At 62.6% G+C, this 25,372-nt stretch carries 22 protein-coding genes; 15 read left to right on the top strand and 7 right to left on the bottom strand.

Annotated features, from left to right (window positions below; all coding sequences use genetic code 11):
- Positions 1-72: 72 nt before the first annotated feature.
- From VWZ81_RS09620 to rbfA, 4 genes are all read right to left on the bottom strand, one after another.
- Positions 73-591, bottom strand: coding sequence for a DUF1643 domain-containing protein (locus VWZ81_RS09620; RefSeq protein ID WP_416542756.1), 519 nt, complete (start codon positions 589-591; stop codon positions 73-75).
- 43 nt (positions 592-634) lie between these two features.
- Positions 635-1,540: a tRNA pseudouridine(55) synthase TruB gene (gene truB, locus VWZ81_RS09615; protein WP_416537645.1), complete on the bottom strand. Its 906-nt coding sequence runs from the start codon at positions 1,538-1,540 to the stop codon at positions 635-637.
- 129 nt (positions 1,541-1,669) lie between these two features.
- Entirely contained in the window at positions 1,670-2,413 is a 744-nt protein-coding gene (locus VWZ81_RS09610) for a phosphodiester glycosidase family protein (protein ID WP_416542755.1), read from the bottom strand.
- A gap of 11 nt (positions 2,414-2,424) precedes the next feature.
- Positions 2,425-2,820: a 30S ribosome-binding factor RbfA gene (gene rbfA, locus VWZ81_RS09605; protein ID WP_340546895.1), complete on the bottom strand. Its 396-nt coding sequence runs from the start codon at positions 2,818-2,820 to the stop codon at positions 2,425-2,427.
- Between the two features lie 113 nt (positions 2,821-2,933).
- Here rbfA and dapB point away from each other — a divergent pair, with 113 nt between their 5' ends.
- Positions 2,934-3,755 (top strand): 4-hydroxy-tetrahydrodipicolinate reductase, encoded by an 822-nt coding sequence (gene dapB, locus VWZ81_RS09600; protein WP_416542597.1) that lies wholly within the window; start codon positions 2,934-2,936, stop codon positions 3,753-3,755.
- Between the two features lie 60 nt (positions 3,756-3,815).
- On the opposite strand, the gene VWZ81_RS09595 is transcribed toward dapB, so the two are convergent.
- Positions 3,816-4,022 (bottom strand): DUF1674 domain-containing protein, encoded by a 207-nt coding sequence (locus VWZ81_RS09595; protein WP_416542596.1) that lies wholly within the window; start codon positions 4,020-4,022, stop codon positions 3,816-3,818.
- A 91-nt stretch (positions 4,023-4,113) separates the two neighbouring features.
- Here VWZ81_RS09595 and VWZ81_RS09590 point away from each other — a divergent pair, with 91 nt between their 5' ends.
- From VWZ81_RS09590 to VWZ81_RS09560, 7 genes are all read left to right on the top strand, one after another.
- Entirely contained in the window at positions 4,114-5,376 is a 1,263-nt protein-coding gene (locus VWZ81_RS09590; protein ID WP_416537642.1) for an RsmB/NOP family class I SAM-dependent RNA methyltransferase, read from the top strand.
- A gap of 126 nt (positions 5,377-5,502) precedes the next feature.
- Positions 5,503-7,245 carry a heparinase II/III family protein gene (locus VWZ81_RS09585; RefSeq protein ID WP_416542595.1) on the top strand — a complete coding sequence of 581 codons (1,743 nt, stop codon included), beginning with the start codon at positions 5,503-5,505 and terminating at the stop codon, positions 7,243-7,245.
- Positions 7,246-7,267: 22 nt separating this feature from the next.
- Positions 7,268-8,857 (top strand): bifunctional phosphoribosylaminoimidazolecarboxamide formyltransferase/IMP cyclohydrolase, encoded by a 1,590-nt coding sequence (purH, locus tag VWZ81_RS09580; RefSeq protein ID WP_416537640.1) that lies wholly within the window; start codon positions 7,268-7,270, stop codon positions 8,855-8,857.
- A gap of 71 nt (positions 8,858-8,928) precedes the next feature.
- A complete protein-coding gene (lspA, locus tag VWZ81_RS09575) occupies positions 8,929-9,411 on the top strand; it encodes a signal peptidase II (protein ID WP_416542594.1) in 483 nt (160 codons plus the stop codon).
- A 53-nt stretch (positions 9,412-9,464) separates the two neighbouring features.
- Positions 9,465-9,980 carry a DUF3035 domain-containing protein gene (locus VWZ81_RS09570; RefSeq protein WP_416537638.1) on the top strand — a complete coding sequence of 172 codons (516 nt, stop codon included), beginning with the start codon at positions 9,465-9,467 and terminating at the stop codon, positions 9,978-9,980.
- Positions 9,981-10,273: 293 nt separating this feature from the next.
- A complete protein-coding gene (locus VWZ81_RS09565; RefSeq protein ID WP_416534492.1) occupies positions 10,274-11,698 on the top strand; it encodes a M16 family metallopeptidase in 1,425 nt (474 codons plus the stop codon).
- Positions 11,695-13,014, top strand: a complete 1,320-nt coding sequence (locus tag VWZ81_RS09560; RefSeq protein ID WP_416542593.1) for a M16 family metallopeptidase — start codon at positions 11,695-11,697, stop codon at positions 13,012-13,014. The genes VWZ81_RS09565 and VWZ81_RS09560 overlap by 4 nt, the downstream gene beginning before the upstream one ends.
- Before the next feature lie 106 nt (positions 13,015-13,120).
- Here the strand turns inward: VWZ81_RS09560 and VWZ81_RS09555 are convergent, their stop codons facing one another.
- Both VWZ81_RS09555 and deoC read right to left on the bottom strand, forming a co-directional pair.
- A complete protein-coding gene (locus VWZ81_RS09555; RefSeq protein ID WP_416534494.1) occupies positions 13,121-15,457 on the bottom strand; it encodes an aldehyde dehydrogenase family protein in 2,337 nt (778 codons plus the stop codon).
- A gap of 86 nt (positions 15,458-15,543) precedes the next feature.
- Positions 15,544-16,533 (bottom strand): deoxyribose-phosphate aldolase, encoded by a 990-nt coding sequence (gene deoC, locus VWZ81_RS09550; protein WP_416542592.1) that lies wholly within the window; start codon positions 16,531-16,533, stop codon positions 15,544-15,546.
- 281 nt (positions 16,534-16,814) lie between these two features.
- Between deoC and VWZ81_RS09545 the strand changes: the two genes are divergently transcribed.
- The 7 genes from VWZ81_RS09545 (at position 16,815) to VWZ81_RS09515 (ending at position 25,320) form a co-directional block, all read left to right on the top strand.
- Positions 16,815-17,768 carry a metal ABC transporter solute-binding protein, Zn/Mn family gene (locus VWZ81_RS09545; RefSeq protein ID WP_416534508.1) on the top strand — a complete coding sequence of 318 codons (954 nt, stop codon included), beginning with the start codon at positions 16,815-16,817 and terminating at the stop codon, positions 17,766-17,768.
- A gap of 14 nt (positions 17,769-17,782) precedes the next feature.
- A complete protein-coding gene (locus VWZ81_RS09540) occupies positions 17,783-18,631 on the top strand; it encodes a metal ABC transporter ATP-binding protein (protein ID WP_416542591.1) in 849 nt (282 codons plus the stop codon).
- Positions 18,631-19,836, top strand: a complete 1,206-nt coding sequence (locus VWZ81_RS09535; protein ID WP_340546881.1) for a metal ABC transporter permease — start codon at positions 18,631-18,633, stop codon at positions 19,834-19,836. The genes VWZ81_RS09540 and VWZ81_RS09535 overlap by 1 nt, the downstream gene beginning before the upstream one ends.
- On the top strand, positions 19,833-20,762 hold the full coding sequence (locus tag VWZ81_RS09530) for a metal ABC transporter permease (RefSeq protein WP_340546880.1): 930 nt from the start codon (positions 19,833-19,835) through the stop codon (positions 20,760-20,762). Before VWZ81_RS09535 ends, VWZ81_RS09530 begins: the two co-directional genes overlap by 4 nt.
- A gap of 78 nt (positions 20,763-20,840) precedes the next feature.
- Entirely contained in the window at positions 20,841-22,790 is a 1,950-nt protein-coding gene (mutL, locus tag VWZ81_RS09525; RefSeq protein WP_416542590.1) for a DNA mismatch repair endonuclease MutL, read from the top strand.
- Positions 22,790-24,019, top strand: coding sequence for a DNA recombination protein RmuC (locus tag VWZ81_RS09520; RefSeq protein ID WP_416542589.1), 1,230 nt, complete (start codon positions 22,790-22,792; stop codon positions 24,017-24,019). Before mutL ends, VWZ81_RS09520 begins: the two co-directional genes overlap by 1 nt.
- On the top strand, positions 24,019-25,320 hold the full coding sequence (locus VWZ81_RS09515) for an adenylate/guanylate cyclase domain-containing protein (RefSeq protein WP_416537633.1): 1,302 nt from the start codon (positions 24,019-24,021) through the stop codon (positions 25,318-25,320). Before VWZ81_RS09520 ends, VWZ81_RS09515 begins: the two co-directional genes overlap by 1 nt.
- The last annotated feature ends 52 nt before the right edge of the window (positions 25,321-25,372 follow it).

Raw genomic sequence — 25,372 nt, 5'->3', positions numbered from 1 at the left:
ACCCGCATTATCAAAGTTGCACACGTATTGGTTGAACATCAAAGCAATTCAGAAGCGATGGTTAGCGAGGCCTTACCCGGTCAAGGGCAGCCAGCGTTCCGGCTGCTGGGTATAGCGGATGTAAAGCGGGTGCTTTGGGTGGCCGGCCTTGCTCAATCCCAGGTGAAACAGCGGTTTACCGGTTTCGGCGAGAGCACCAGCAACCCTGACCCCTTGCTGGCGAAACGCGCCATGGGTGCCCCAGGCGCAGATAACCCGATCCGCCCAGCCTGCGCCGTCCAGGATCATCGCCAGATTGTCAGGACCGACCGGGTCCGCCGCCCGTTTCATGTCACGCGGATCGGTGGCCCGAATGGCAAAGATATTGGTTGCGCGGAACCCGCCATACCCAAGGGCGCGCGCCCGCCGCTCGCAGCGTTCTATAGTGGGGTCATTCTGCACTTCCGTCGCGGTTGACGGGTTGAGCATGACAAACATCACACGCGGTCCCGCCGGGTCCCAGACACGGCTGAGACTATAGCGGTAGTGCTCACAGTCGGAATAGACCGCGCTGGAGGGGGCATCGCCCTTGGTGTGGCTGCGGTGGATCATGCGGCTTGTGGTGGCGGGCGTCCGGGCCTGTGTCAACCGTGGTTCAGCGTACGAACACACGGCTGGGGTGAAGCTCGCCGGATTTGTAATGACCAACTGCGACCGCAAGCCCATCCAGCGAGGCCCAAGCCTCTTCCCCGTATTCCACATCAGAGGCAAGCACCATTCCGGGATTGCCATTGCGCAGTTTCGCCGCGCCTTCGGGAGTGCAGGTCAGCTGCGGCAGATCCGCGAGACCTTCCTCCAGCGGGCGCAGAAACCCATCCAGATCCGGGGATTTGGCCATCTCATCCAGAGTTTCCAGGCTGATGCCATCCTCGGCATCAAACGGCCCGGACCAGATACGGCGCAGACATTTCACATGGCCATGGCATCCAAGTGCCGCGCCCAGATCCCGCGCGATCGACCGGACATAGCCGCCCTTGCCACAGGTCATCTCAAGCACGACATGGTCCGCATCCGGCCGGTCCACCAGGATCAGCTCCTCCACCCAGAGCGGGCGAGCTGCGAGCTCGATATCCTCGCCGTCGCGGGCGAGTTTGTAGGCGCGCTGGCCGTCCACCTTCACGGCTGAGAACTTCGGCGGCACCTGCATGATATCACCTAGGAATTGCGGCAGGGCCGCAATGATATCTTCGTCGCTCGGGCGGGTGTCGCTGCTGGCGATTACCTCGCCTTCGGCATCATCGGTATTGGTCGCCTGACCAAGCCGCACGGTAAAGGTATATGCCTTAAGTGCGTCGGTGATATAGGGCACGGTCTTGGTCGCTTCACCTAGGGCCACCGCCAGGACGCCGGTCGCCTCGGGATCGAGCGTGCCGGCATGGCCCGCCTTCTTGGCGTCAAAGGCCCAGCGGACCTTGTTCACAACCGCAGTGGACGTCAGCCCCGCAGGCTTGTCGACCACCAGCCAGCCGGAAATATCGCGCCCTTTGCGTTTGCGTCCCATGTCATACCCCAATGTCATCGTCGGTGAGAGAGGCGCGCGGGGTAGCCCAGCTGTCAGGGCCTGTCAATCGCGCGCAGCTCCGAAATCCACCCGCGTGGGGCCCGGTTTGCGTCGGCGCCCTGTACGGTCTCAGTTCGTGGTCGCATCCGGCTGCGTCCTGTCGGCCACGACGCCAACCACCGGCCCCATCATGAAGCCGGCATCACTCCGGTTGATCTGGGGCGCGTGCAGCCGTGAAATATTGCCGTCGAAATACAGCGCGCTCGGCAGGCCCAGGTGATCTCGGAACAGGCTGCCGAACTGGTGAAAGGTGACAGCGTTACGCGAAATCGCAAAAACCACCCGCTGCCCGTCGGCACTGGTCCCGACCCCATTGCGAATGAAATATGAGGTCGAGTCCGGTAGAAACCGCGGATGCAGCGCACCTTCAATCACCAGCATCGGGCCCGATTGCGTGGCATAGCGGCATTGCGGGCCGGTTTTGGCAAAGGTCAGCGTTTCGATCACATCCGTGCGGGTTTCGCCGATGCACAGCACGCCATTTGGCAGCAGGCCAAAATTTCCGGGGCCGGGCGTGGTGACCAGCCGCATCTCTTCGGCATCGCCGTCCTGATACAATCCAACCGGCGAGCGATCGCGGTGGTACATGCCTGCATTGGTGGCAAAGGGCAGCGTCTGCCCCTTGGCCTCCAGCTCGCTTTCGATTGTTGAGAAATGCCCGTAGATCTCGCCTGCATCATTCTTCAGAAACAGGCGTAGTTCGTCTTTCGTCACATCGACGTCGCAGATCGTGTAGCGGTTGCCGTCATAGGCGATGTCGCGGCAGTCCACTGCCGCAGCAGGCGCTGCCAAAAAGGCCAGCGCCACACCCATCGCCCAGCGAATCACTCGCCCGTGTCGCGGCGCACCGCGTCCTGCGACAGCATCCTGCGGGTGTCATCCATCCGGTCAAAGGTGTCGTCCAGCTGAAACCGCAGTTCCGGCGTGAACTTCAGCGCCAGCTTCTTGCCGATGATCCGGCGCAGTTCACCCTTGTTGCGGGCCATCAGCTTGAGCGTTTCCTCCTGCCCCTTGCCGCCCAGTGGCAGCACATAGGCGGTCGCAATACGAAGATCGGGTGAGGTGCGGACCTCGCCGACGGTGATCGACAGCCGGTTCAGTTCGGGATCATGCAGGTCGCCGCGCGCAAAAATCTCGGACAGGGCGCGGCGAATCAATTCGCCGACGCGGAGCTGACGTTGTGAGGGCCCGGTGCCCTCGTGGAGTTTGTTCTTAGCCATATATCCGATTTATGCCGAAAGCAGGGCTTTGCCAAGCGCAGCACAAGCGGTTAGGACAAAACCTGCACGAAACCGATCATCCGCGATCCAGCGCACAGACGAGGACCCCTGACATGGCAGATAGCAGCACGGATACACCCGGCATCGTGATCACCGGTGCCTCTGGTCGGATGGGCCAGATGCTGATCCGCACCATCATGGAGCACCCTGGCGCGCGTCTCGTTGGCGCGGTTGAGCGTGAGGGGCATGACTGGATCGGCCAGGACGTGGGCCTTGCCATGGGCGGGGCCGAGATCGGCGTCACGGTGACGGATGATGCGCTCGCAGCTTTTGCCAGGGCGCAGGCGGTGATTGATTTCACCAGCCCCGAGGCGACGATTGCCTTTGCCGAACTGGCGGCGCAGGCCCGAGCGGTCCATGTTATTGGCACCACCGGTATGAGCGATGCGCAGATTGCGCAGCTGGAACCGGCCTCGCGTCACTCGGTGCAGATGCGCGCCGGCAATATGAGCCTCGGTGTAAACCTGCTGGTACAGCTCACCAAGAAAGTCGCAGCCGCGCTCGACGAGGATTTCGATATCGAAGTGATCGAAGCCCACCATCACCATAAGGTCGACGCGCCATCGGGTACGGCCCTTATGCTGGGGGAGGCCGCCGCCGAGGGGCGCGGTGTGACGCTGGCGGATGTGACCGACAGCGGGCGCGACGGCATCACCGGCGCGCGCAAGCGCGGTGACATCGGCTTCAGCGCCATTCGGGGCGGCGATATCGTTGGCGAACACGACGTGCTGTTTGCCGGTCAGGGAGAGCGCATTGTTCTGCGCCATCTGGCAACCGATCGCGCGATCTTCGCCCGCGGCGCCATCAAAGCTGCGCTTTGGGGGCAGGACAAGGAGCCGGGCCAATATAACATGCTCGACGTTCTGGGTCTCTGAGCTTCAGCGCCGTCAGGGCGGATAACCCTAGAAACAGGCCCGACCTCGGTCTGTCAGGCGTTAGAAATCGATGGCGATGCCCTTCTTTTCCCAGTCGCCGTAGCGCGCGGGATCGGGGCCGTCCCGACCGCCAAGTTCAACCGGGCGCTTGGCGGCTTCGGCCTCAGCAGCTTTGCGCCGCTCCGCAGCCTCGGCCAGCGCGCGCTGCGCGGCGGGGGCCAGCGGCTGGGCTGCTACTTGGGTCTTGGATTTATTAGCGTCACTCATGCCGGCTTCCCTTGTTGTCGTTCTATGATATACGCCCGCGTCCGGCGTCGACAACCCATCGCGCCGCTGCCCCTATTGTCAGGAGACCCGCATGTCCAATGCAAGCCAAGCCCGCCGCCGTGCCATTCACCTGCTGGATCAGGTGCTGGGAGAGGGTAGGCTGTTGTCGGAATGCTACGCAGCGGGTGCGCTGGATAAACTGCCGGCAGAGGAACGCGCGCGCAGCCAGCGCCTGGCAACAGATACGTTGCGCAATCTCGAACGTGCCGACCGCATCCTGCAGAAACACTTGAAAAAATCGACACCGCTCACCGTGCACAACGCGCTGCGCATTGGCACGGTTGAGTTATGCCAGGGCGGGGCGGCGCATGGGGTGGTGAATGATATGGTGGGGATCATTTCTGGCCATCGTCGCCACGGAAAACTGAAGGGGCTGGTCAACGCGGTCTTGCGCAAGGTGGCAGAGCAGGGGCCGGCTGAATGGGCCAAGCTGCGGGTGCCACGCCTGCCGAAATGGCTGCGCAGCCCGCTGTCGCAGGCCTGGGGTGCTCCCGCGATGCTTGCGATCGAGGCTGCGCATCTGGCGGGCGCGCCGCTGGATCTGACCGCCAAACCGGGCGCCGACCTGTCTGCGCTGGACGCCACGAGGCTGCCGACAGGATCCTATCGCATCCACGGGTCCGTGCAGGTTTCTGGTCTGCCAGGGTTCGAGGGGGGCGACTGGTGGGTTCAGGATGCCGCCGCAGCGTTGCCCGCGCAGCTGCTGGCCGCCCAGCCCGGCGAATCGGTGCTTGATCTCTGCGCGGCGCCGGGTGGCAAGACCATGCAGATAGCCGCAGCTGGCGCCACGGTGACCGCCGTCGACCAATCCGCAGGCCGCATGGCACGGCTTTCGGAAAATCTCGCCCGTACCGGGCTGACCGCTACGGTGGTTGTCGGCGATGCCTTGGAGCAGACCGGTGCATATGATGCGGTATTGCTGGATGCACCTTGTTCGGCCACCGGTACGATCCGCCGCCATCCCGATCTGCCCCATGCCAAGGACGGCAGCGGCTTTGGCGCGCTGATTGAGTTGCAGGCACAGATGCTTGCCCATGCCTGGAGCCTCGTGAAACCCGGTGGACGGTTGATCTATTGCACCTGTTCGCTCCTGCCGGATGAGGGCGAATGCCAAGTAGAGGATGCCTTGGAAATGTTTCCCGACATGTCGGTTGGCACTCGACTGCAACAGCTGGACGGGATCGTCGCTGACTGGATCACCGAAGAAGGCGGCTTGCGCCTGCGCCCGGATTACTGGCCCGAGTTGGGCGGCATGGATGGGTTTTACATGGCGGAGCTGCGCAAGGCCGACTGAGACCGGCAACCCCTTGCCGATACTGCCCTGAGGTATCTGCCGCATTATCGGTGACTTGCCCGGTAACCGCCGCTATGCTCGGCGCAAAACGCCCCGGAAAATTTCTCTGGCGTGAGGCAAGAGAGCATGTCCCGATACGATAGAATGGCGCGGCGCGGCACCCGCCTTTTGAACCGCTATTACGCAAGGCGCGCCCGTCGGCAGCCCGGTGCCACGGCCTTTGTGTCGCAGCCTGAGCCGCGCACCATTGGCAGTTATGCCCGTGGGCGTCAGCTGGTGGCGGGCAATCTTCTGTTTGCAGGCTATCTCGTCGAATCGCCCACGACCGGTCTTTGGGATGTTGTGGCACCTGACCTCGCCTTTGATGCGGAACGCCACGGGTTTGCCTGGCTGGATGATCTGGCCGCTGTCGGTGATTTTCGCGCCCGCGAAAAAGCGCAGCTCTGGGTCTGGGGCTGGATCGAGGCTCACGGCAATGGCACCGGACCGGGCTGGTCGCCGGATCTGACCGGCCGCCGCGTGATCCGCTGGATCAATCATGCACTGTTTCTGCTGGCTGCGCGTGATGCAAAGCAATCCGAGGCATTCTTTGGCGCCCTGTCCCGCCAGACGTGGTTCCTGTCGCGGCGCTGGCAGGGGGCCTCACCCGGATTGCCACGTTTTGAGGCGTTGACCGGGCTGATCTATGCCGGTCTGGCACTCAAGGGGCACGAAGATCAGGTCGATCCGGCCCTGAAAGCCCTCGCCGAGGAATGCGCCAGCCAGATCGACGATCAGGGCGGGCTGCCGACCCGTAACCCGGAGGAACTGCTGGAAGTCTTCACCCTGCTCACCTGGGCTGCCGCGGCGCTGCAGGATGTCGGACGCGGGGTTCCACCAGCACAGGTCGCAGCAATTGAACGGATTGCACCGACCCTGCGTACTTTGCGCCACGCCGATGGCGGACTGGCGCGCTTTCACGGCGGCGGGCGCGGGCTTGAGGGACGGCTCGATCATGCGCTGGCAGCGAGCCATGTCACCAAGCGCCATGCCGACGGGCTTGCAATGGGCTATGCCCGGCTCTCCGGGCGGCGCACCTCTGTCATCATTGACGCCTCTGTGCCGCCCAAGGGGCGCGCCTCATGGAACGGTCATGCCTCCACGCTGGCATTCGAACTGACATCAGGCCGCCGCCCGCTGATCGTGAACTGCGGCTCTGGCGAAACCTTTGGCGTAGAGTGGCGCCGTGCCGGGCGTGCCACGCCGTCGCATTCGACGCTGTGCATCGAGGGCCACTCAAGCGCCCGTCTCTCCGCTCCGGAACGGGGGAGTGGACATGAGCTGATGACAGAAGCCCCGGATAACGTGCCGCTTGATGTATCGGATTTGGAAGATGGCTATCGGTTCCAGGGTGGGCACAACGGATATGAGCGTCATTTCGGCCTGACCCACGCGCGCACGTTGGAGCTCGCCATGGATGGCCGTGGCCTTGCGGGCGAGGACATGTTGCTGGCGCTGGACACGACGAACAAAAGACGCTTTGACAAGGCGATGGATGCCCATTCCCTGAGCGGCATCGGCTTTGAGATCCGCCTGCATCTGCACCCCGACGTGGACGCAGCCCTTGACTTGGGGGGCGCAGCAGTATCCATGGCGCTCAAGAGCGGGGAGATCTGGGTGTTCCGTCATGATGGGACCTGCGAATTGAAGCTGGAGCCCAGCGTGTACCTGGAAAAAACCCGCTTGAAGCCGCGTGCGGCAAAACAGATCGTTCTCTCCGGGCGGGCAATGAATTATGCCACGCGCATCCGGTGGACGCTCAGTAAGGCGCAGGAGACTGCCGTTGCCGTGCGAGACCTGAACCGGGACGACCCCGCGTTAACCGACTGAGCCTGAAAAGGACCGCCCTGCCATGACCGACCTTCACCCCGTACGCCGTGCGCTGCTTTCCGTATCCGACAAGACCGGGTTGATCGACCTGGGTAAGGCCCTGGCGGCACGTGGCGTTGAGCTGCTCTCAACCGGCGGGACGGCCAAGGCGCTGCGCGAGGCAGGCCTGACCGTGAAAGACGTGTCCGAGATCACCGGTTTTCCTGAGATGATGGATGGTCGGGTGAAGACGCTGCACCCGATGGTGCATGGCGGTCTGCTGGCGCTGCGGGACAACGACACGCATGTGGCTGCGATGGAGGAACATGGCATCGGTGCCATCGACCTTCTGGTGGTGAACCTCTATCCATTTGAGGAAACCGTGGCCAAGGGCGGCGACTACGACAGCTGCATCGAGAACATCGACATCGGCGGTCCGGCAATGATCCGCGCCGCCTCCAAGAACCACCTGTTCGTGAATGTTGTGGTGGATGTCGAAGATTACGAGCCACTGCTGGCAGAGCTGGACAAAAACGACGGCCAGACCTCCTATGGCTTCCGTCAGTGGCTTGCACAGAACGCCTATGCTCGCACAGCCGCATATGATGCGGCGGTGTCGAACTGGATGGCAGGCGCGCTGAAGCTTGAGGCACCCCGCCGCCGCGCCGTTGCAGGGCAATTGGCCCAGACCCTGCGCTATGGTGAGAACCCTCATCAACAGGCGGCGTTTTACCTGGATGGCTCCGCCCGCGCAGGTGTCGCCACCGCACAGCAGGTGCAGGGCAAGGAACTGTCCTATAACAACATCAATGACACCGATGCCGCCTTTGAGCTGGTCAGCGAGTTTGCCCCCGCTGATGGCCCCGCCGTGGCTATCATCAAACACGCCAACCCCTGTGGAGTGGCCCGTGGCGCAACACTGAAAGAGGCCTATCAGAAAGCCTTCGACTGTGACCGGACCTCGGCCTTTGGCGGTATTGTCGCGCTGAACCAGCCGCTGGACGGCGAAACCGCTCAAGAGATCGTCCAGATCTTCACCGAAGTCGTCATCGCCCCCGGTGCCTCGGAAGAGGCAAAGGCGATTTTCGCCGCCAAGAAAAACCTGCGTCTGCTGCTGACCGATGGTCTGCCCAACCCGCAGGATACAGGTCTGACCACCCGTCAGGTCTCCGGCGGTATGCTGGTGCAGGACAAGGACGTCGGCCACCGCGCCATGGACGACCTGAAGGTGGTCACTGAAAAGGCCCCGACTGAAGAACAGATGCAGGATCTGCTCTTTGCCTGGAAGGTGGCGAAACATGTGAAATCCAACGCCATCGTCTATGTCAAATCCGGCCAGACTGTTGGTGTTGGTGCAGGTCAGATGAGCCGTCTGGACAGTGCCACCATCGCAGGCGTCAAGGCGCAGCGCATGGCTGACGCGCTGGAATTGCCCGAAAGCCTCGCCAAAGGATCAGCGGTGGCGTCTGATGCGTTCTTCCCCTTTGCCGACGGCCTGCTGGAAGCGGCAGCGAATGGCGCGACCTGCGTTATCCAGCCCGGTGGTTCCATGCGAGATGACGAGGTGATCAAGGCCGCCAATGACGCCGGTCTGGCGATGGTCTTCACCGGCATGCGCCATTTTCGCCACTAGACACGGTTAACGCCGATCGGACCAGTTTGGTCCGGTCGGCCATCCGAAACCCAGTCAAGAGGAGCCGCGCTATGCGAGCCAAAGTTATGATCTGGGCAGCGGTATTGGCGTTGCTTGCGGATCAGATCAGTAAATATCTGGTGGTTCGGGTCATGGATGTGGCCAATCGCGGCGGCATTGACGTGCTGCCGCCGCTGCTGCGGTTCCGCTATGGTGAAAATACGGGCATCAACTTCGGCCTGTTCGGCGGCGGCACTGACACCACACGCTGGATCCTGATCGGGCTGTCTCTGGTGATCTGCCTGGTGCTGGTGATCTGGATCTCGCGCCTGCCTGCCAATGCCCGCGTCATGCAACTGTCCGCCGGGCTGGTCATCGGCGGCGCGCTGGGCAATGTCGTCGATCGGCTACTCTATGGCTATGTGCTCGATTTCCTCAATATGTCCTGCTGCGGCATCGACAATCCCTTTGTCTTCAATGTGGCGGACATCTTTATCTTTGCGGGAGCGGCCGGCTTGATCCTATTTGACGGGCTGCAGAAAAACCCTGCGTGACCTCGCTGGGTAAATACGATAAAAGCGGCTCAAACAGGCAGGAGTAACGGGTCATGCGGATCCCTTTTGGTGTGATTGTTCTGATGGGCGCGCTGGCCGTATCTGCCTGCGGGCAAAAAGGGCTGCGCGATCTGCGCCCCTCCGGAACCGGCCCGGATGAATTTATGGTCCTGCCTGCCAAACCGCTGGAAGAACCGGCCAGCTACAAGACGCTGCCGCAGCCGACGCCGGGCGCGGCCAACCTTACCGACCGCAACCCGAAGGGCGAAGCCGTCGCCGTGCTCGGTGGAAATGCCGCAGCGCTGGTTCCCGGTGATGGTGTCCCCGCCAGCGATGGCGCCTTGGTCACTGCCGCTAGCCGCTATGGCGTCGATCCCGACGTGCGTGCGGATCTCGCCGCGCGCGATGCAAAGAAGCGCAAGCGTGAAAACCGCACGGCAAGGTTCAAGCTGTTCCCTGTTGACCGCTACCAGGACGCCTACAAACGCGAGGCGATTGCGCCGGATGTGGTCAGCGAACGATTCCGCCGTGCCGGATTCGAGACCCCGTCGGCCCCGCCGGCAGAGTAACGCCGAGTCGGCAGTTTTCGGGGTTATGTGGCGATCACAAAAACGCCATTTCCCTTGCACATGCCCCCCTAGAGCGTAGTTTGATGCCAGCGATGTTGGTCCGTTTTATGGATCAATGCCAATGATATGTCGTCGGATCGGACCTGCTGCTTTGCACGCCCCCACACGGACAGGGTGGCGTATAGCATTGCCCATCGCGGGCAGGTGGCCCTGTCTGACCGGCTGCATTTGTCTATTTTGACGCTACCGGTCTACCCATTGCCGCTGGCGTACCGCAAAAAAGGAGATCACCAATGATCCCCCCTATGAAACCCGTGATCCGCCGGATCATCAGGGCCAGCGCGCTTGTTGCAGCCCTTGTGGCCATGGATTTGGCGACTCTGAGGTCCGGCAACTTTGTTCAGACGGCGCAGGCACAGGGCGCCGATGCGCCGAACGATGCAAGCGACATGGTCACAAGCTTTGTGCTGGACAATGGCATGCAGGTGGTCGTGATCGAGGATCATCGCGCGCCCGTTGTTCAGCATATGGTCTGGTACCGCGCCGGTTCCGCCGACGAACCTGTGGGCCAATCCGGCGTGGCGCATTTCCTCGAACACCTGCTGTTCAAGGCCACCGATACGATGGAGGCCGGAGAGCTGTCAGCCACGGTTGCGGCCAATGGCGGGCGGGACAATGCTTTCACCAGCTATGACTATACCGCCTATTTCCAGCGTGTCGCAGCGGATCGCCTGGGGCTGATGATGCAGATGGAAAGCGACCGCATGGTCAATATCCGCCTGACCGAACAGGATATCGAAACCGAACGCGAAGTCATTCTGGAGGAACGCAACCAGCGCACCGACAGCGAGCCGCGCGCGTTGTTTCGTGAGCAGTTGAATGCGGCGCAGTATCTCAACCATCGCTACGGGCAGCCGATCATTGGCTGGCGCCATGAGATGGAAGAGCTGGACATGGCAGATGCGCTGTCCTTTTACGGGACATACTACGCCCCCAATAATGCGATTCTGGTGGTCTCCGGTGATGTCGATCCCGCAGAGGTGCGTCGCCTTGCCGAGGAGAGCTATGGCAAGATCCCGGCCAACCCGGAGCTGCCCGAACGGCTCCGCAGCAAGGAGCCTCCGCAGACCGCTGCCCGCCGCATTATCTTCAAGGATCCGCGTGTGGCGCAGCCCTTTGTCCAGCGCTCCTATCTGGCGCCTGAACGTGACAGTGGTGCGCAGGAACGCGCAGCGGCGCTATATCTTCTGGCCGAACTATTGGGCGGCGGCAGCACGTCGTATCTGACCAATGCGCTACAGTTCGACCAGCAGGTGGCAGTCTATACCGGGGTTTTCTATTCCGATGTCTCGTTGGACGACACCACCTTCGACTTTCTGATCGTGCCGGGGGCGGACATCAGCCTTGAGGATGCCGAGGCCGCGCTTGATGCGACCTTTGCCCGGTTCCTCGAAGAGGGCGTCGATGAGGCACAGCTGGAGCGGATCAAATTGCAACTGCGTGCCGCCGAAGTTTATGCCCGCGACAATGTCGACGGGATCGCAAACCGCTATGGCCGGGCGCTGGCCTCGGGACTGACGGTTGAGGATGTGCAGGCCTGGCCCCGCATCCTGCAATCCATCACGGCGGATGAAATCATCGCAGTTGCCCGCGAAGTGCTGCGACCGGAGGTCTCGGTGACCGGCTGGATGATGCGAGATGAAGAGGTAAGCCAATGAAGGCGATAAAGCTCATCACGGCGGCAATGGCCGTCTGTTTCCTCGCCCTGCCTGTCTGGGCAGAGGTGAAAATCAAGGAAGTCACCTCTCCCGGTGGCATCACCGCGTGGCTGGTCGAGGATCACAGCATCCCCTTTACCGCGCTGGAACTGCGGTTTCGCGGTGGCACATCGCTCGACAAACCGGGAAAGCGTGGCGCGACCTATCTGATGGCCGGCCTGTTGGAAGAGGGCGCCGGACCCTTGCCTGCCCAGGACTACGCCCGCGCGCTGGAAAGCCTGGCGGCGGGGTTCTCCTATGATGCAGACAAGGATACCGTGTCCATTTCGGCGCAATTCCTGAGCGAGAACCGCAATCAGGCGATTGATCTGCTGCGTCAGACCATCCACGAGCCGCGCTTTGATCAGGATGCACTGGACCGGGTGCGTGCGCAGGTCCTCGCCGGACTGCGTTCCGATGCGAAAGATCCCAATGACATTGCCGGGCGGGTGTTCTCGCAGATGGCTTTTGGCGATCATCCCTACGGCACCGAAGGAAACGGGACCATCGAGAGCGTGACCGCCCTCACCCGACAGGACATGTTTGATGCGCATGAAGCGGTCTTTGCCCGCGACCGGCTCTACGTCGGGGCGGTGGGGGATATCACCGAGGCGGAATTGGGAGCGCTTCTCGATACTTTGCTGGCGGATCTGCCAGCGGAAGGCGCGCCAATTCCGGGACCGGCAGATGTCACCATCGAAGGGGGTGTGACCGTTGTTGACTACGACACGCCCCAATCGGTGGCGCTGTTTGGTCATATCGGCATCAAACGCGACGACCCGCGGTATTTTGCGGCCTATCTGCTGAACCAGATCCTCGGTGGGGGATCTTTTGACAGCCGCCTGATGTCGGAGGTGCGCGAGAAACGCGGCCTCACCTACGGTGTCTACAGCTACCTGGTTCCGCGTGATCTTGGTGCTGTCTACATGGGCTCCGTCGCCTCGGCCAATGGCAAGATCGCCGAGACGGTTGAGGTGATCCAGACCGAATGGGCGAAGCTGGCAGCCGAGGGTGTAACGGAGAAGGAACTGGCGGATGCAAAGACCTATCTGACCGGGGCCTACCCACTGCGCTTTGATGGCAATAGCCGGATCGCGTCCATTCTGGCGGGGATGCAGATGGATGACCTGCCCATTGATTACGTCGCCACCCGCAATGACAAGGTGAATGCAGTGACATTGGACGAGATCAACAAGGTGGCAGCGGAGATCCTGCTGCCGGATCAGCTGCACTTCATCGTGGTGGGTCGTCCTGAAGGTCTGCAATCCACCAACTGAGCTGGGCTTGCGGGATATCAAACGGAAAAAAGGGCGCTACCAGAAATGGTAGCGCCCTTTTTGCAGGATATGACGGGTGCAGCCCCTTTGGGCTGCACCCATCGGCTTATTCGCCGTAGGGGATCCAGATGTTCTTTACCTCGGTTGCGGCTTCGAGGAAGCGGCGGCTGTGGTCCGACGTCCAGTCCAGCGCCATGCCATTGTTGACCCATGTACGCTTGAGATTACCGGCGGAGGCAGCTTCGATCGCGGCGGAGAGGTCAGAGGAGGAGAAGCTCCAGACAGCATCTACATTGAGATGGGCGGCCAGCGGTTCGGCCAGTTCGGCGTGACGGCCGGTCAGGATATTGACGACGCCACCGGGCAGATCGGATGTGTCGAGCACCTGATAGAAGTCGGTCGCCGCCAGCGGGTAGGCCTCGGATGCGGCCAGGACCACGCGGTTGCCCATGGCAATGGCGGGTGCCAGCACCGAGATCAGGCCCAGCAAGGGGGCCTCATCCGCGCAGAGTGCGCCGATCACCCCAACAGGTTCCTTCATCGCCAGGGCCACACCGCGGATTGGCACACCATGGGCCTGCCCGTCGTATTTGTCGGCCCAGGCAGCGGCGGTGAACAGGCGCTGGATCGAGGTTTCGACCTCCTGCGCGCCTTGGGACTTGCCGGTCATCCGGTCGATCCGATCGGCAAATTCGCCAGCCCGCGCAGATAGGTTTTCGCCGATGTAGTAAAGGATCTGCGCGCGCAGATGGCCCGTCGTCTTGGCCCAGCCATTGGCCCCGGCTGCGGCTTCCACGGCGTTGCGAACGTCCTTGCGGTTGCCGAGGCCAACGTGGCCCAGCAGCGCGCCGGATTTGCCATGGATGGCTTTGGAATAGCCGCCATCCGGGCGCGCCTGCTTGCCACCGATATAGAGTTTTGCGGTGCGGTCCACGGCATCAACCGGTGCACCTTCACCGTCAAAACCCTTGATCTGGTCAAGAGCTTTGACCTTGCCCTTTGGCTTGGTGTAGGCGCCAAGCCCTTCCCAGCCGCCTTCACGGCCAAAGCCGCTTTCACGGGTGCCGCCAAATCCTGCGGCCGCATCAAAGAGATTGGTGGCATTGACCCAGACCACGCCGGCAACCAGTTTGGGGGCGATGTCCAGCGCGAGATTGACGTTTTCAGTCCAGAGCGTCGCCGCCAGACCGTAGCGGGTGTTATTCGCCAGTTCTACAGCCTCGGATGGGGTGCGGAAGGTGGTCGATACCAGAACCGGACCAAAGATCTCCTCCTGCATCAGCGTGTCGGAGGGCGCCAGACCTTCGATGAGGGTGGGCGGGTAGAAACACCCGCGCTCCGGCACATCGATCTGCGCCTGATACATGCGGCCGGCCGAATTGGCGGCAACCATCTCGCTGATGGTGGTCAGCTGCACCGGGTCGACAATGGCGCCGATGTCGATGCTCTTGTCCAGCGGATTGCCGATGCGCAACTTGTCCATCCGTGCGCGTAGTTTCCTGTGGAAACGGTCGGCGACGCCTTCCTGAACAAGAAGTCGCGAGCCGGCGCAGCAGACCTGTCCCTGATTGAACCAGATTGCATCAACGAGACCTTCAATGGCGGAGTCGATATCGGCGTCGTCAAAGACGATGTAGGGAGATTTGCCGCCCAGCTCCAGCGTCAGTGCCTTGCCGCTGCCTGCGGTGGCTTCGCGAATGCGGCGGCCGACGGCGGTGGACCCGGTAAAGGCGATCTTGTCGACTTCGGCCCCGACGATCATCTCCCCCACGGCGCCATCGCCTGTCACGATGTTCACAACACCCTTGGGCAGGCCCGCCTGACGGCAGATATCAGCAAACAGCAGGGCGGTAAGCGAGGTGTATTCCGCAGGTTTCAGCACCACAGTATTGCCCATGGCCAGGGCCGGCGCGACCTTCCACGCCAGCATCAGCAGCGGAAAGTTCCAAGGGATGATCTGCCCACAGACACCCAGCGCCTCACGGTCGGGCAGTTCGCTTTCCATCAGCTGGGCCATGCCTGCGTGATAGTAGAAATGGCGCTGCGCCAGCGGCACATCAATGTCGCGGCTTTCGCGGATTGGCTTGCCGTTATCCAGCGTTTCCAGAACCGCAAACAGGCGCGCGTGTTTTTGCATCAGTCGCGCGATGGCATAGAGATAGCGTGCGCGGCCGGCGCCGCCGAGGGCAGCCCATTTGCCCTGCGCCTTGCGCGCCGCGGCAACAGCGCTGTCGACATCCGACTGGCTGGCCTGGGTCAATGTGGCCAGAACCTCGCCGGTTGCCGGATTCTTGCTGTCGAACCCGTCGCCGGGTGCGGTGAAATCGCCGTCGATGAAATGGCCGAACCGGGCGCCCTGATCCACCAGCCAGGCCAGCGCCTCAGCTGCACTTTCGGGGGCGGGGCCATAGGTCATTGTGTCGAAAATCTCTTTGATAGTCATGTGTCGAGCCTTGTGTCTGTCGCTGCTTGCCCGGATCCGGAAGCGGGCCGGAGGCCCTTCAGGCATCCGGGGGTGGCATCTGAAGGTTAGGCCAGCGCGTGGCGGTAGCCGGCGGAATAGGCGCCGGTGACATGGTGTTCGAGCTGCCGTTCGATATCGCCCAGCAGGCTGGACGCGCCAAAGCGGAACAGATCCGGCTGCAGCCAGCGGTCGCCCAGCTCGTCCTTGATTAGCGACAGATATACCAGCGCATCCTTGGCCTTTGAGATCCCACCAGCGGGTTTGTAGCCAACGCGGTAGCCGGTGCGCTCGTGATAGTCGCGGATGGCGCGGATCATGACCAGGCTGACCGGCAGCGTGGCGTTGACGCTTTCCTTGCCGGTCGAGGTCTTGATGAAATCAGCACCCGCCATCATGCAGATCAGCGAGGCACGCGCAACGTTACGCAATGTGCCCAGCTCTCCGGTGGCGAGGATGGCCTTTACATGGGCGTCGCCACAGGCCTCGCGGAAGGCTTTCACCTCATCATAGAGAGCCTGCCAATTGCCGGACAGCACGTGACGACGGGAGATCACGATATCAATCTCCTTGGCCCCGGCCTTCACACTTTCTTCGATCTCGGCGAGGCGCAGGTGAAACGGCGACAGGCCGCCGGGGAAACCCGTAGACACGGCGGCCACCGGAATACCCGTGCCCTCCAGCGCGTCGACAGCGGTTTCGATCATGTCGTGGTAGACGCAGACCGCGCCGGTGGTGATCGGCTCCATGCCGAGCGCGGTCATCAGGTCGCTGCGCACAGGCTGGCGCGCCTTGGCGCAAAGCCGTTGCACACGCCCCACGGTGTCATCACCGGAGAGTGTGGTCAGGTCAATCAGCGTGATCGCCTTCAGCAGCCAGGCCGCCTGATAGTCTTTCTTGACGCTGCGCCGACCTGGCAGCGTGGCACAGCGACGTTCGATGGCGGAGGTGTTTGCCTCAACCCCAAGCGCCCAGTCCAGATCCAGCTCCATGCCGGGGTTACGCGGTTCGCCCACCTGCGGCAGCTGCGCGGTGTGCTCTGCAATTTGGCTTTCCATGCCGGGAATCCTCATTCGAGTTCGGTGCGAAAATCGCACGACCACCCAAGCTTGGCAAGCAAGGGCAGGGTTGTCTGGGGTAAAATTTTGACTGTTTGGACAAAAATTATCTATTCTTGCGAACCATTCTCATTTCTTTTTGCGAATAAGTCGCATTTTCATTGACAGGACATCGCTGAGCGCTCTTATTGATGTCAGATGACAATCAGAGGATCAGCTCCATGCGTTCGAAGCTCAGCACATCAATGAAGATCGTCCACAAGCTGGTGCTGGCTGCTATGATGGCCTTTGTCGGGCTCGTTGCCGCGACGTTCGGCAGCTCAGACGGCGCTGCTGCGCGGGCGGATGCCCCGCTGAAAGTGGTGGCAACAACCGGCATGATCGCCGATGCCGCCCGCCAGGTTGGCGGTGATGCAGTCGAGGTGCGCGCCCTGATGGGACCGGGGGTAGACCCGCACGCCTATCGGCAGACACGGTCCGATATCGTGGCGATGACCCGTGCAGATCTGGTGCTGTGGCACGGTCTCTATCTTGAGGCACAGATGGAAGAGTTCTTCCACGATCTGGCGCGCAAACGCACGGTGGTTGCCGTCGCCGACGGTCTGGACAAGGACAAGCTGCGCGGCCATGACGCCTATGCAGATAAATATGACCCCCATGTCTGGATGACCCCGGCCCTGTGGAAGGACATGGTCGCAGAGGTTCAGGCGGCGCTGAGTGATGCGCGTCCGGATCAGGCCGATCTTTTTGCAGCCAATGCAGCGGCGCATCTGGCAGAGCTGGATCAGCTCATCGCCTACGGCAACGACATCCTGGCCCAGGTGCCGGTCGAAAATCGGGTGCTGGTCACGGCGCATGATGCCTTTGGGTATTTTGGCCGTGACTTCGGGTTTGAGGTGCTGGGCATTCAAGGCATCTCCACCCAATCCGAAGCCGGCCTCAATCGCATTGGCGCGCTGGTCGATATGCTGGTGGCGCGTCAGATCTCTGCCGTCTTTGTCGAAAGCTCGGTTTCGGATCGTTCGATGCGTGCCCTGATCGAAGGGGCAGCGGCGCAAGGCCATGAGGTTCGCATCGGCGGAGAGCTGTTCTCCGACGCGATGGGCGCCGATGGCAGCTATGAGGGCACCTATGTCGGGATGCTGGATCATAATATGACCACTATCGCGGCTGCTCTTGGCGCCAAGGTTCCACCTAAGGGCATGTCCGGTCGCCTGTCCGGTGCCGGATTTTGAAGGGAACCGATGAGATGAGCGTGGAACTGGCCCGCGACAATGGCGCGCCCACTGCCGCTGAGGGAATCACCCACAGCCTTGACAGGTCGCCGCTGGCCATCAGGGGGCTGACCGTAACCTACGGCGAGAAGCCAGCCGTTTTCTCTGTCGATATGACAGTGGAGCCGGGACGGATGACGGCCATCATCGGCCCGAATGGAGCTGGTAAATCGACCTTGCTGAAGGCCGCGCTTGGCATCGTGCCGCCGGTTTCAGGGCGGGTGCAGGTCTTTGGCAAGCCGCTGGACAGCCAACGGGCCCGCATTGCCTATGTCCCGCAACGGGCCAGCGTCGACTGGGATTTCCCGACACGGGTGATTGACGTTGTAATGATGGGGCTCTACCGCGAGCTGGGCCTGCTGGGCCGCATCACCGGACGCCATCGCACCGAGGCGCAGGCCTGTCTGGACCGTGTCGGGATGGGCGATTTCGCCACCCGCCAGATTGGCCAGTTGTCCGGGGGTCAGCAGCAACGGGTCTTTCTGGCGCGCGCGCTGGCTCAGGGAGCAGATCTTTATCTGCTGGACGAACCCTTTGCCGGTGTCGATGCCGCGACCGAGAAGGCCATTATCGCGGTGCTGAAACAGCTGCGCGCAGATGGCAGGACAGTGGTTGTGGTGCATCACGATCTTGTCACCGTCGGCGAGTATTTCGACAATGTCTTCCTGATCAACACACGCAAAGTCGCAGAGGGTCCGGTTGCACAGGCCTTTACCGCCGAAACCCTGCAAAGCGCCTATGGCGGGCGGTTGGCCACTGCGCAGGTTGACCAGCTGGCCGTGGCACCCGGATCTATTCTCCCACAGAGCGGCGGGCCATTCTGATGCTTTGGGACGCCCTGCTGCTGCAAATGGGCTATAATGCGACGCTGGTCGCAATTGGCGCCACATTGCTTGGCATCGCCGCCGGCATCACCGGAACCTTCCTTTTCCTGCGCAAACGGGCGCTGGTCAGCGATGCCATCAGCCATGCCACCTTGCCCGGTGTCGGGCTTGCCTTTCTGGTAATGGTCGCGCTTGGCGGCGATGGTCGCAATCTGGCCGGTCTGCTCCTTGGGTCGGCGCTCTCGGCGATGGCCGGGCTGTGGTGCCTCAACTGGCTGACCCGCCGTACCCGTCTGGCCGAGGACGCCGCGATTGGCGCCGTGCTCTCCGTGTTCTTCGGGTTCGGCATCGTGATCCTGACGGTGATCCAGACGCTGGGGGTGGGCCGTCAGGCCGGGCTGGAGGGGTTCCTGCTGGGCTCTACGGCAGGCATGTTGTGGAACGATGCGCTGGTGATTGCGGGAGGTGGCGCGGCCACGCTGCTGTTGATTCTGCTGCTGCGGCGCCCGATGACACTGGTGGCCTTTGACCCTGAGTACGCCGCGTCACAGGGTGTCTCCGTCTCCCGTATCGACATGATGATGATGGGGCTGGTGATGGCTGTCACCGTTGTCGGGCTGAAAATCGTCGGCCTGATCCTGATCGTGGCGCTGCTGATCATCCCGGCCGTCACCGCCCGGTTCTGGACCGAGCGGTCCGATCTGGTGGTGCTGCTGGCTGGTGGTGCCGGCGGGCTGTCAGCCTATCTTGGTGCGGCGGTATCTGCATCGGCGCCGAACCTGCCCACCGGGCCTATCATCGTCCTGATGAGCTTTGGCCTCTTTGCCCTGTCGCTTCTGCTGGCTCCCAATCGCGGGGTGCTGGCGGCTGTGCTGCGCCATCGGCGGTTTCAGCGCCGGGTCCATCTGCGCCAGGGGCTGCTGGCATTGGCGCAGGATCAGGTGATCTATGAGCCGCTGACCCTGCGATTGCTGCGCCAGCGTGGCCTCTTACGCGCCGATGGGGTGCCCACGGAACAGGGCCGCGCCCGCGCCGCCAAGGCGCTGCGAGACGAACATCGCTGGGCGCTGGTGCGCAGCGACCAGACACATGAGGCGGCAGCGGCGCTATATGATGGGCTGCGCGAGATAGAGACGGTTCTGACTGCCGACCAGATTTCCGACATTGACCGCCGCATGGGCGGCCCCCGTGAGGTTCTGCCATGAGCGGCGCTGAATTTGTCCCGTTGTCCCTGACACCTCTGCTGATCGGTGTCTTTGCCGCCGTCGCCTGTGCGCTGCCGGGGAATTTCCTGCTGCTGCGTCGGCAGGCGCTGATTGGCGATGCAATCAGCCATGTTGTTCTACCGGGTATCGTTGTTGCTTTCCTCCTGACCGGGGTGATCGCAGCGGGTCCGATGATGCTGGGGGCCGCTGGAGCCGCCATCGTCGCCGTGGTTGTGATCGAACTGATCCGCCGCCTTGGCCGGATCGAGCCGGGGGCCGCCATGGGCGTGGTCTTCACCACCATGTTCGCAGGCGGGGTCTTGCTGCTGGAGCAGACCGATACATCGGCGGTTCATCTGGATGTGGAACACGCGCTCTACGGCAATCTCGAAAGCCTGATCTGGCTTGATGCCACCGGCTGGGAATCGCTGCTGGATCCGGTGGCGCTCAGCTATTTGCCGACCGAGCTGTTGCGCATGGGGCTGACCTTGATCGGGGTCACCGTCTTTATCGCTCTGTTCTGGCGCCCTCTTAAGATTGCGACCTTTGATGAGGGGTTTGCCCGCACGCTGGGTATCCGCACCGATCTGTTGGGGCTGGGGTTGGTGATCACTGCTGCAATCGCCGCCGTTGCGGCCTTTGATGCGGTGGGGTCGATCATCGTGATCGCGATGTTCATCTGCCCGCCGGCCGCGGCGCGGATGATGTCGAATCAACTGGAGGGTCAGCTGGGGTGGAGCGTCGGGTTTGCTGTGGTTTCAGCGGTTGTCGGCTATGTCCTGGCGGGCTATGGTCCGCTCTGGCTTGGCGCTGCGGACGCCGTAAGCGCCGCCGGGATGATCGCAACGGTTTCGGGTCTGTTGCTGGCGATTGCGGCACGGTTCGGCCCGTGCCGTCACCGGGCCGGGGCGCCAGCAGGGGTCTGATCAACAGGCTGCTGACTGCGCCCGACAGGACGGATTGCGGCTGGAAGAATCGCGCGGCGGCATGCTAAATATTGCGGCATGGCATATGCAGACCCCCAAATCAGCGACAGTTTACAACCGATCATCCGGCAGCTTGATGACAGTGCCATCAACCGCATCGCTGCGGGAGAAGTGGTCGAACGCCCTGCTTCGGCGGTCAAGGAACTGGTGGAAAACGCCATTGATGCGGGGGCCTCTCGGATCACCATCGACATCGCGGATGGTGGCAAGACGCTGATCCGGGTGACCGATGATGGCTGCGGCATGGCACCCGCAGATCTGCCGCTGGCGCTGTCGAGACATGCCACCTCCAAGATCGACGGCTCTGACCTGCTGAACATCCATACCTTCGGCTTTCGCGGTGAGGCGCTGCCATCGCTCGGCGCTGTCGGACGGTTGAGCATTACCAGCCGCGCCAAGGGACACGAGGCCGCGAGGATTCGCGTCGCCGGTGGCCAGATGGAGCCGGTGAAACCTGCTGCCCTGCGCGCAGGCACCGTGGTTGAGCTGCGGGATCTGTTCTACGCCACGCCCGCCCGGCTGAAGTTCATGCGCAGCGACCGCGCCGAGACCCAGGCCATTGGCGACGTCATCAAGCGGCTGGCGATGGCGGAACCATCGGTTGGCTTTACCTTGCGTGATGTCTCCGGCGGCGGTGAGGGGCGTGTGACCTTTCGCGCGGACCCGCTGTCGGGTGATCTTTTCGATGCGCTGCACGGGCGGCTCACGACGGTTCTGGGGCGCGAATTTGCGGAAAACGCGCTCAAGATTGATGCCACCCGAGAGGGGGTCCGGCTTTTTGGCTATGCGGCCTTGCCGACCTATTCGCGGGGCGCCGCGGTGGCGCAGTTCCTCTTTGTGAACACCCGACCGGTTAAGGACAAGATGCTGACCGGTGCCCTCAGGGCGGCTTATTTCGATTTTCTCAGCCGCGACCGCCACCCGGCAGCGGCGCTGTTTCTGGACTGCGATCCGGCGCTGGTTGATGTGAACGTCCACCCCGCGAAGTCCGAGGTCCGGTTTCGCGATCCCGGTGTGGCGCGGGGTCTGATCGTCTCAGCGCTGCGCCATGCGCTGGCGGAGGCCGGTCATCGGGCCTCGTCCACGGTTGCGGGCGCGACCCTGGGCGCGATGCGCCCAGAAGCCACCTCGTCAGATCCGGTCGGCGCTGGCGGCCCGCGGATCTACCAGATGGATCGGCCGTCAATGGGCGCGCGCAGCCTTTCTTATGCAGCCCAGCAACCAGAGAGCTTCGCACCTGCTCCCGCTCATCCGGCGCAATCGGTGTCGCCCGGCTTTGCTGAGCTGGCCAGCGCCTATAGCGGCCGTGTGACAGAGGCGCCCAAAGGTGCGATGGCCCCGGGTCAGCCGTCGGACAGACCCGAAACCTCCGCGCCCGGGGCCGAGCATCTGCCGCTTGGTGCCGCACGCGGGCAGGTGCATGAGAACTACATCATTGCCCAGACTGCCGACGGTATGGTGATCGTCGATCAGCACGCCGCCCATGAACGGCTGGTCTACGAGAAGCTGAAACGCCAGATGGCCGAGACCGGCGTCGCTGCGCAGGCCCTGCTGATCCCCGAGATCGTCGAGCTCAGCGAGGGGGATTGTGCCCGTATCCTGGCGGTGGCCGATGATCTGGGCCGCTTTGGTCTGGGCATCGAAGCCTTTGGTGGCGGCGCCATCGCTGTGCGTGAAACCCCGGCCATACTCGGCACTGTCAATGCCACAGCGATGGTGCGCGATATCCTTGATGAGCTGGATGATCAGGGCGAAAGCCAGCTGGTTCAGGCCAAGATTGAAGCCATCCTCAGCCGGGTTGCCTGCCATGGGTCCATCCGCTCGGGCCGCTGGATGCGCGGCGAGGAAATGAACGCCCTGCTGCGCGAAATGGAAGCAACGCCGCATTCCGGACAGTGCAACCACGGGCGTCCCACCTATGTCGAGCTGAAACTGGCCGATATCGAACGTCTGTTCGGGCGGAGCTGATGGAGTCGGTCCTGCTCTTTCTGGAGCGCGCAGAGCCGCAGATGCTGGTGCTTCTGGGGATTGGTGGTCTGATGATGGTGGGGCTCGTCATGCTGCTGCGCAGCCATGCACGCGCTGCCGCGAGCATGGACCCGATCGCACAGCAGATGGCTCATCTGGGACAAAGCGTTCAGCAGTTGCGCGGCGGGCTACAGCATGTCTCCGACGCGCAGGCCAACGCGCAGATGCAGATGATCCAGACCGTTGAGACCCGGCTCGGCGCTGTGCAGCAGCAGGTCAACGACCGTCTCTCCGACAACGCGCTGCGGCAGGCCCGCGCGCTGGCCGAGATGCAGGAGCGCTTGCAGGAGAGCCTGCACGGGTCGACCAAACGCACCGTCACCTCGCTCACTCAATTGCAGGAGCGGCTGGCGGTGATTGACAAGGCGCAGGACAATATCACGAAGCTGTCGGGTGATGTCCTGGGGCTTCAGGACATACTGGCAAACAAGCAGACGCGCGGCGCTTTTGGTGAAATCCAGCTGAATGATATCGTCTCCAAGGCGCTGTCCTCTGACAGCTATGCCTTTCAGCACACGCTGAGCAACGGCAAGCGCGCCGATTGCCTGATCCATCTGCCCAATCCCCCCGGTCCGATCGTGATCGACAGCAAATTTCCGCTGGAACCCTATGAGGCGCTGCGCAACGCCGAGACACCGGAGCAGCGCGCCAGCGCCGCGCGCCAGCTGAAGGCGGCATTGCGGGGCCATATCCGGGCGATTTCAGAGAAATACATACTGGAGGGCGAAACGGCGGATGGCGCGCTGATGTTCCTGCCCTCCGAGGCTGTTTATGCCGAACTCCATGCCAATTTTTCCGACATTGTGCGTGAGGGCTTCTCCGCCAAGGTCTGGATCGTTTCGCCAACCACCTGCATGGCCACGCTGAACACGATGCGCGCCATTCTCAAGGATGCGCGGATGCGCGAACAGGCCGGCGCGATCCGCAGCGAGCTGGGACTTCTGCATAAGGATGTCGAACGTCTGGGCGACCGGGTGGGTAATCTGGACCGCCATTTCGGCATGGCGGCAAAGGACATCGCGGAGATCAAGATCAGCGCTGACAAGGCCGGACGCCGGGCGCAGCGGCTGGACAACTTCGACTTTGAAGAAATTGCCCCGACATCAGCTGGCATCGGTCAGCCCCCCGATCCGGTGAATGTCGTTCCGCTGGGGCGTTCCGATAGCTGATGCAACAGACCACCATCGCTCCCCTGCTGAACACGGCCTCAATCGCGGCAGAGCGGCTGGTGTCGGTTCTGCGGATCGCGGTGACGCTGGGCCTGTTTGCCGTATTCGTGGTGACGATGTCGGGGGTGGACTTCAGCTCTCTGGCGCCCTTCCTGCATCGTCAGCTGCTGTTTGCGCTATTGACGATGTTTGCCTATCTGACCCTCGGTATCGTTACCTTTGCTGCGACGACATTCGGGTGGTTCCGGCCCTGGATGTCCTGGATTAGCGTGACGGCGGACTGTGCCTTTCTGCTCTTCAATGTCTGGTTCAGCCTTGAGAACAGCAACTACCCCGGAGGCGTGGCGCTGCTGCTGCCGCCGGCCTGGCTGGTTCCGCTGGTGCTGGCCTACGGTGTCATGCGGATGGACCCGCGCCTGCAGCTGTATACGACGGTTCTGCTGACCGGTGGGCTGGGGATCCTGATCTTCTGGCCGGTGACCCGGCTGGATGTGGGGCAGATGGGCAGTCTGTACAGCGTGCTGGACAGCCCGGCAAACGTGATGAAGCTGACAATGATCCTGCTGGCCGGATTGGTCATGGTTGTGGCGGCTGCGCGGATGCGGCGATTGTTTTACCGGGAGCTGACGGCGGCCGAGGCGCGCGCCAACCTGACCCGCTATCTGCCGGCGCAGGTGGCCGATCAGCTCGCGGATGGCGGGCTTTCGGCGCTGCAACAGGGCCAGCGCCAGCCGATGGCCGTGATGTTTGTCGATATTCGCGGCTTTACCCGCTGGTCGGAATCACGTGATCCGCAGGAGGTCGGAGATTTCATCACCGCATTCCGCAATGAGGTGGAATTCAGCGCCACCCGGCATGGCGGAATGATCGACAAATATATGGGCGATGCGGCAATGCTGCTGTTTGATGATGCGCCTGTGGCGCGCGGCGGCGCAAATGGCGCCGCCCGGGCTCTGGCCTGTGCGGCGACGCTGAGCGAGGCCATTCACCGCTGGTCGGACCGGCGCGTCGCTGCGGGCGAGCCGCCGGTGGACATTGGCATCGGCGTTCACGCAGGTGAGGTGTTTTCTGGTGTTGTCGGCAATGCGGCGCGGCTGGAATATTCGGTCTTTGGAGATGCGGTCAACACCGCCTCCCGCCTCGAGCAGCACAGCAAGACCGTTCCGCAGACCATCATTGCCTCAGCTGTTACGTTTGAGATCGCAGGTATCGCCCCCGCGCGCCAGCGTTGGGTTGCCCTGGCGCCGGTGACGTTGCGCGGGCGCAGCAGGCTGATCGAGATCTACGCCAAAGACAGCTGATCCGTCGCGCGCCGGCCTCCCCGGGGGCGCGGTCTGGCGGCTTCTGCGGTTC

Origin of the sequence: Phaeobacter sp. JH20_34 (assembly GCF_048056095.1) — a bacterium.
Taxonomy (GTDB): Bacteria; Pseudomonadota; Alphaproteobacteria; order Rhodobacterales; family Rhodobacteraceae; genus Phaeobacter; species Phaeobacter bryozoorum.
The sequence above is the reverse complement of the archived record's forward strand: the minus strand, read 5'-3'. Positions and strand labels throughout refer to the sequence as shown.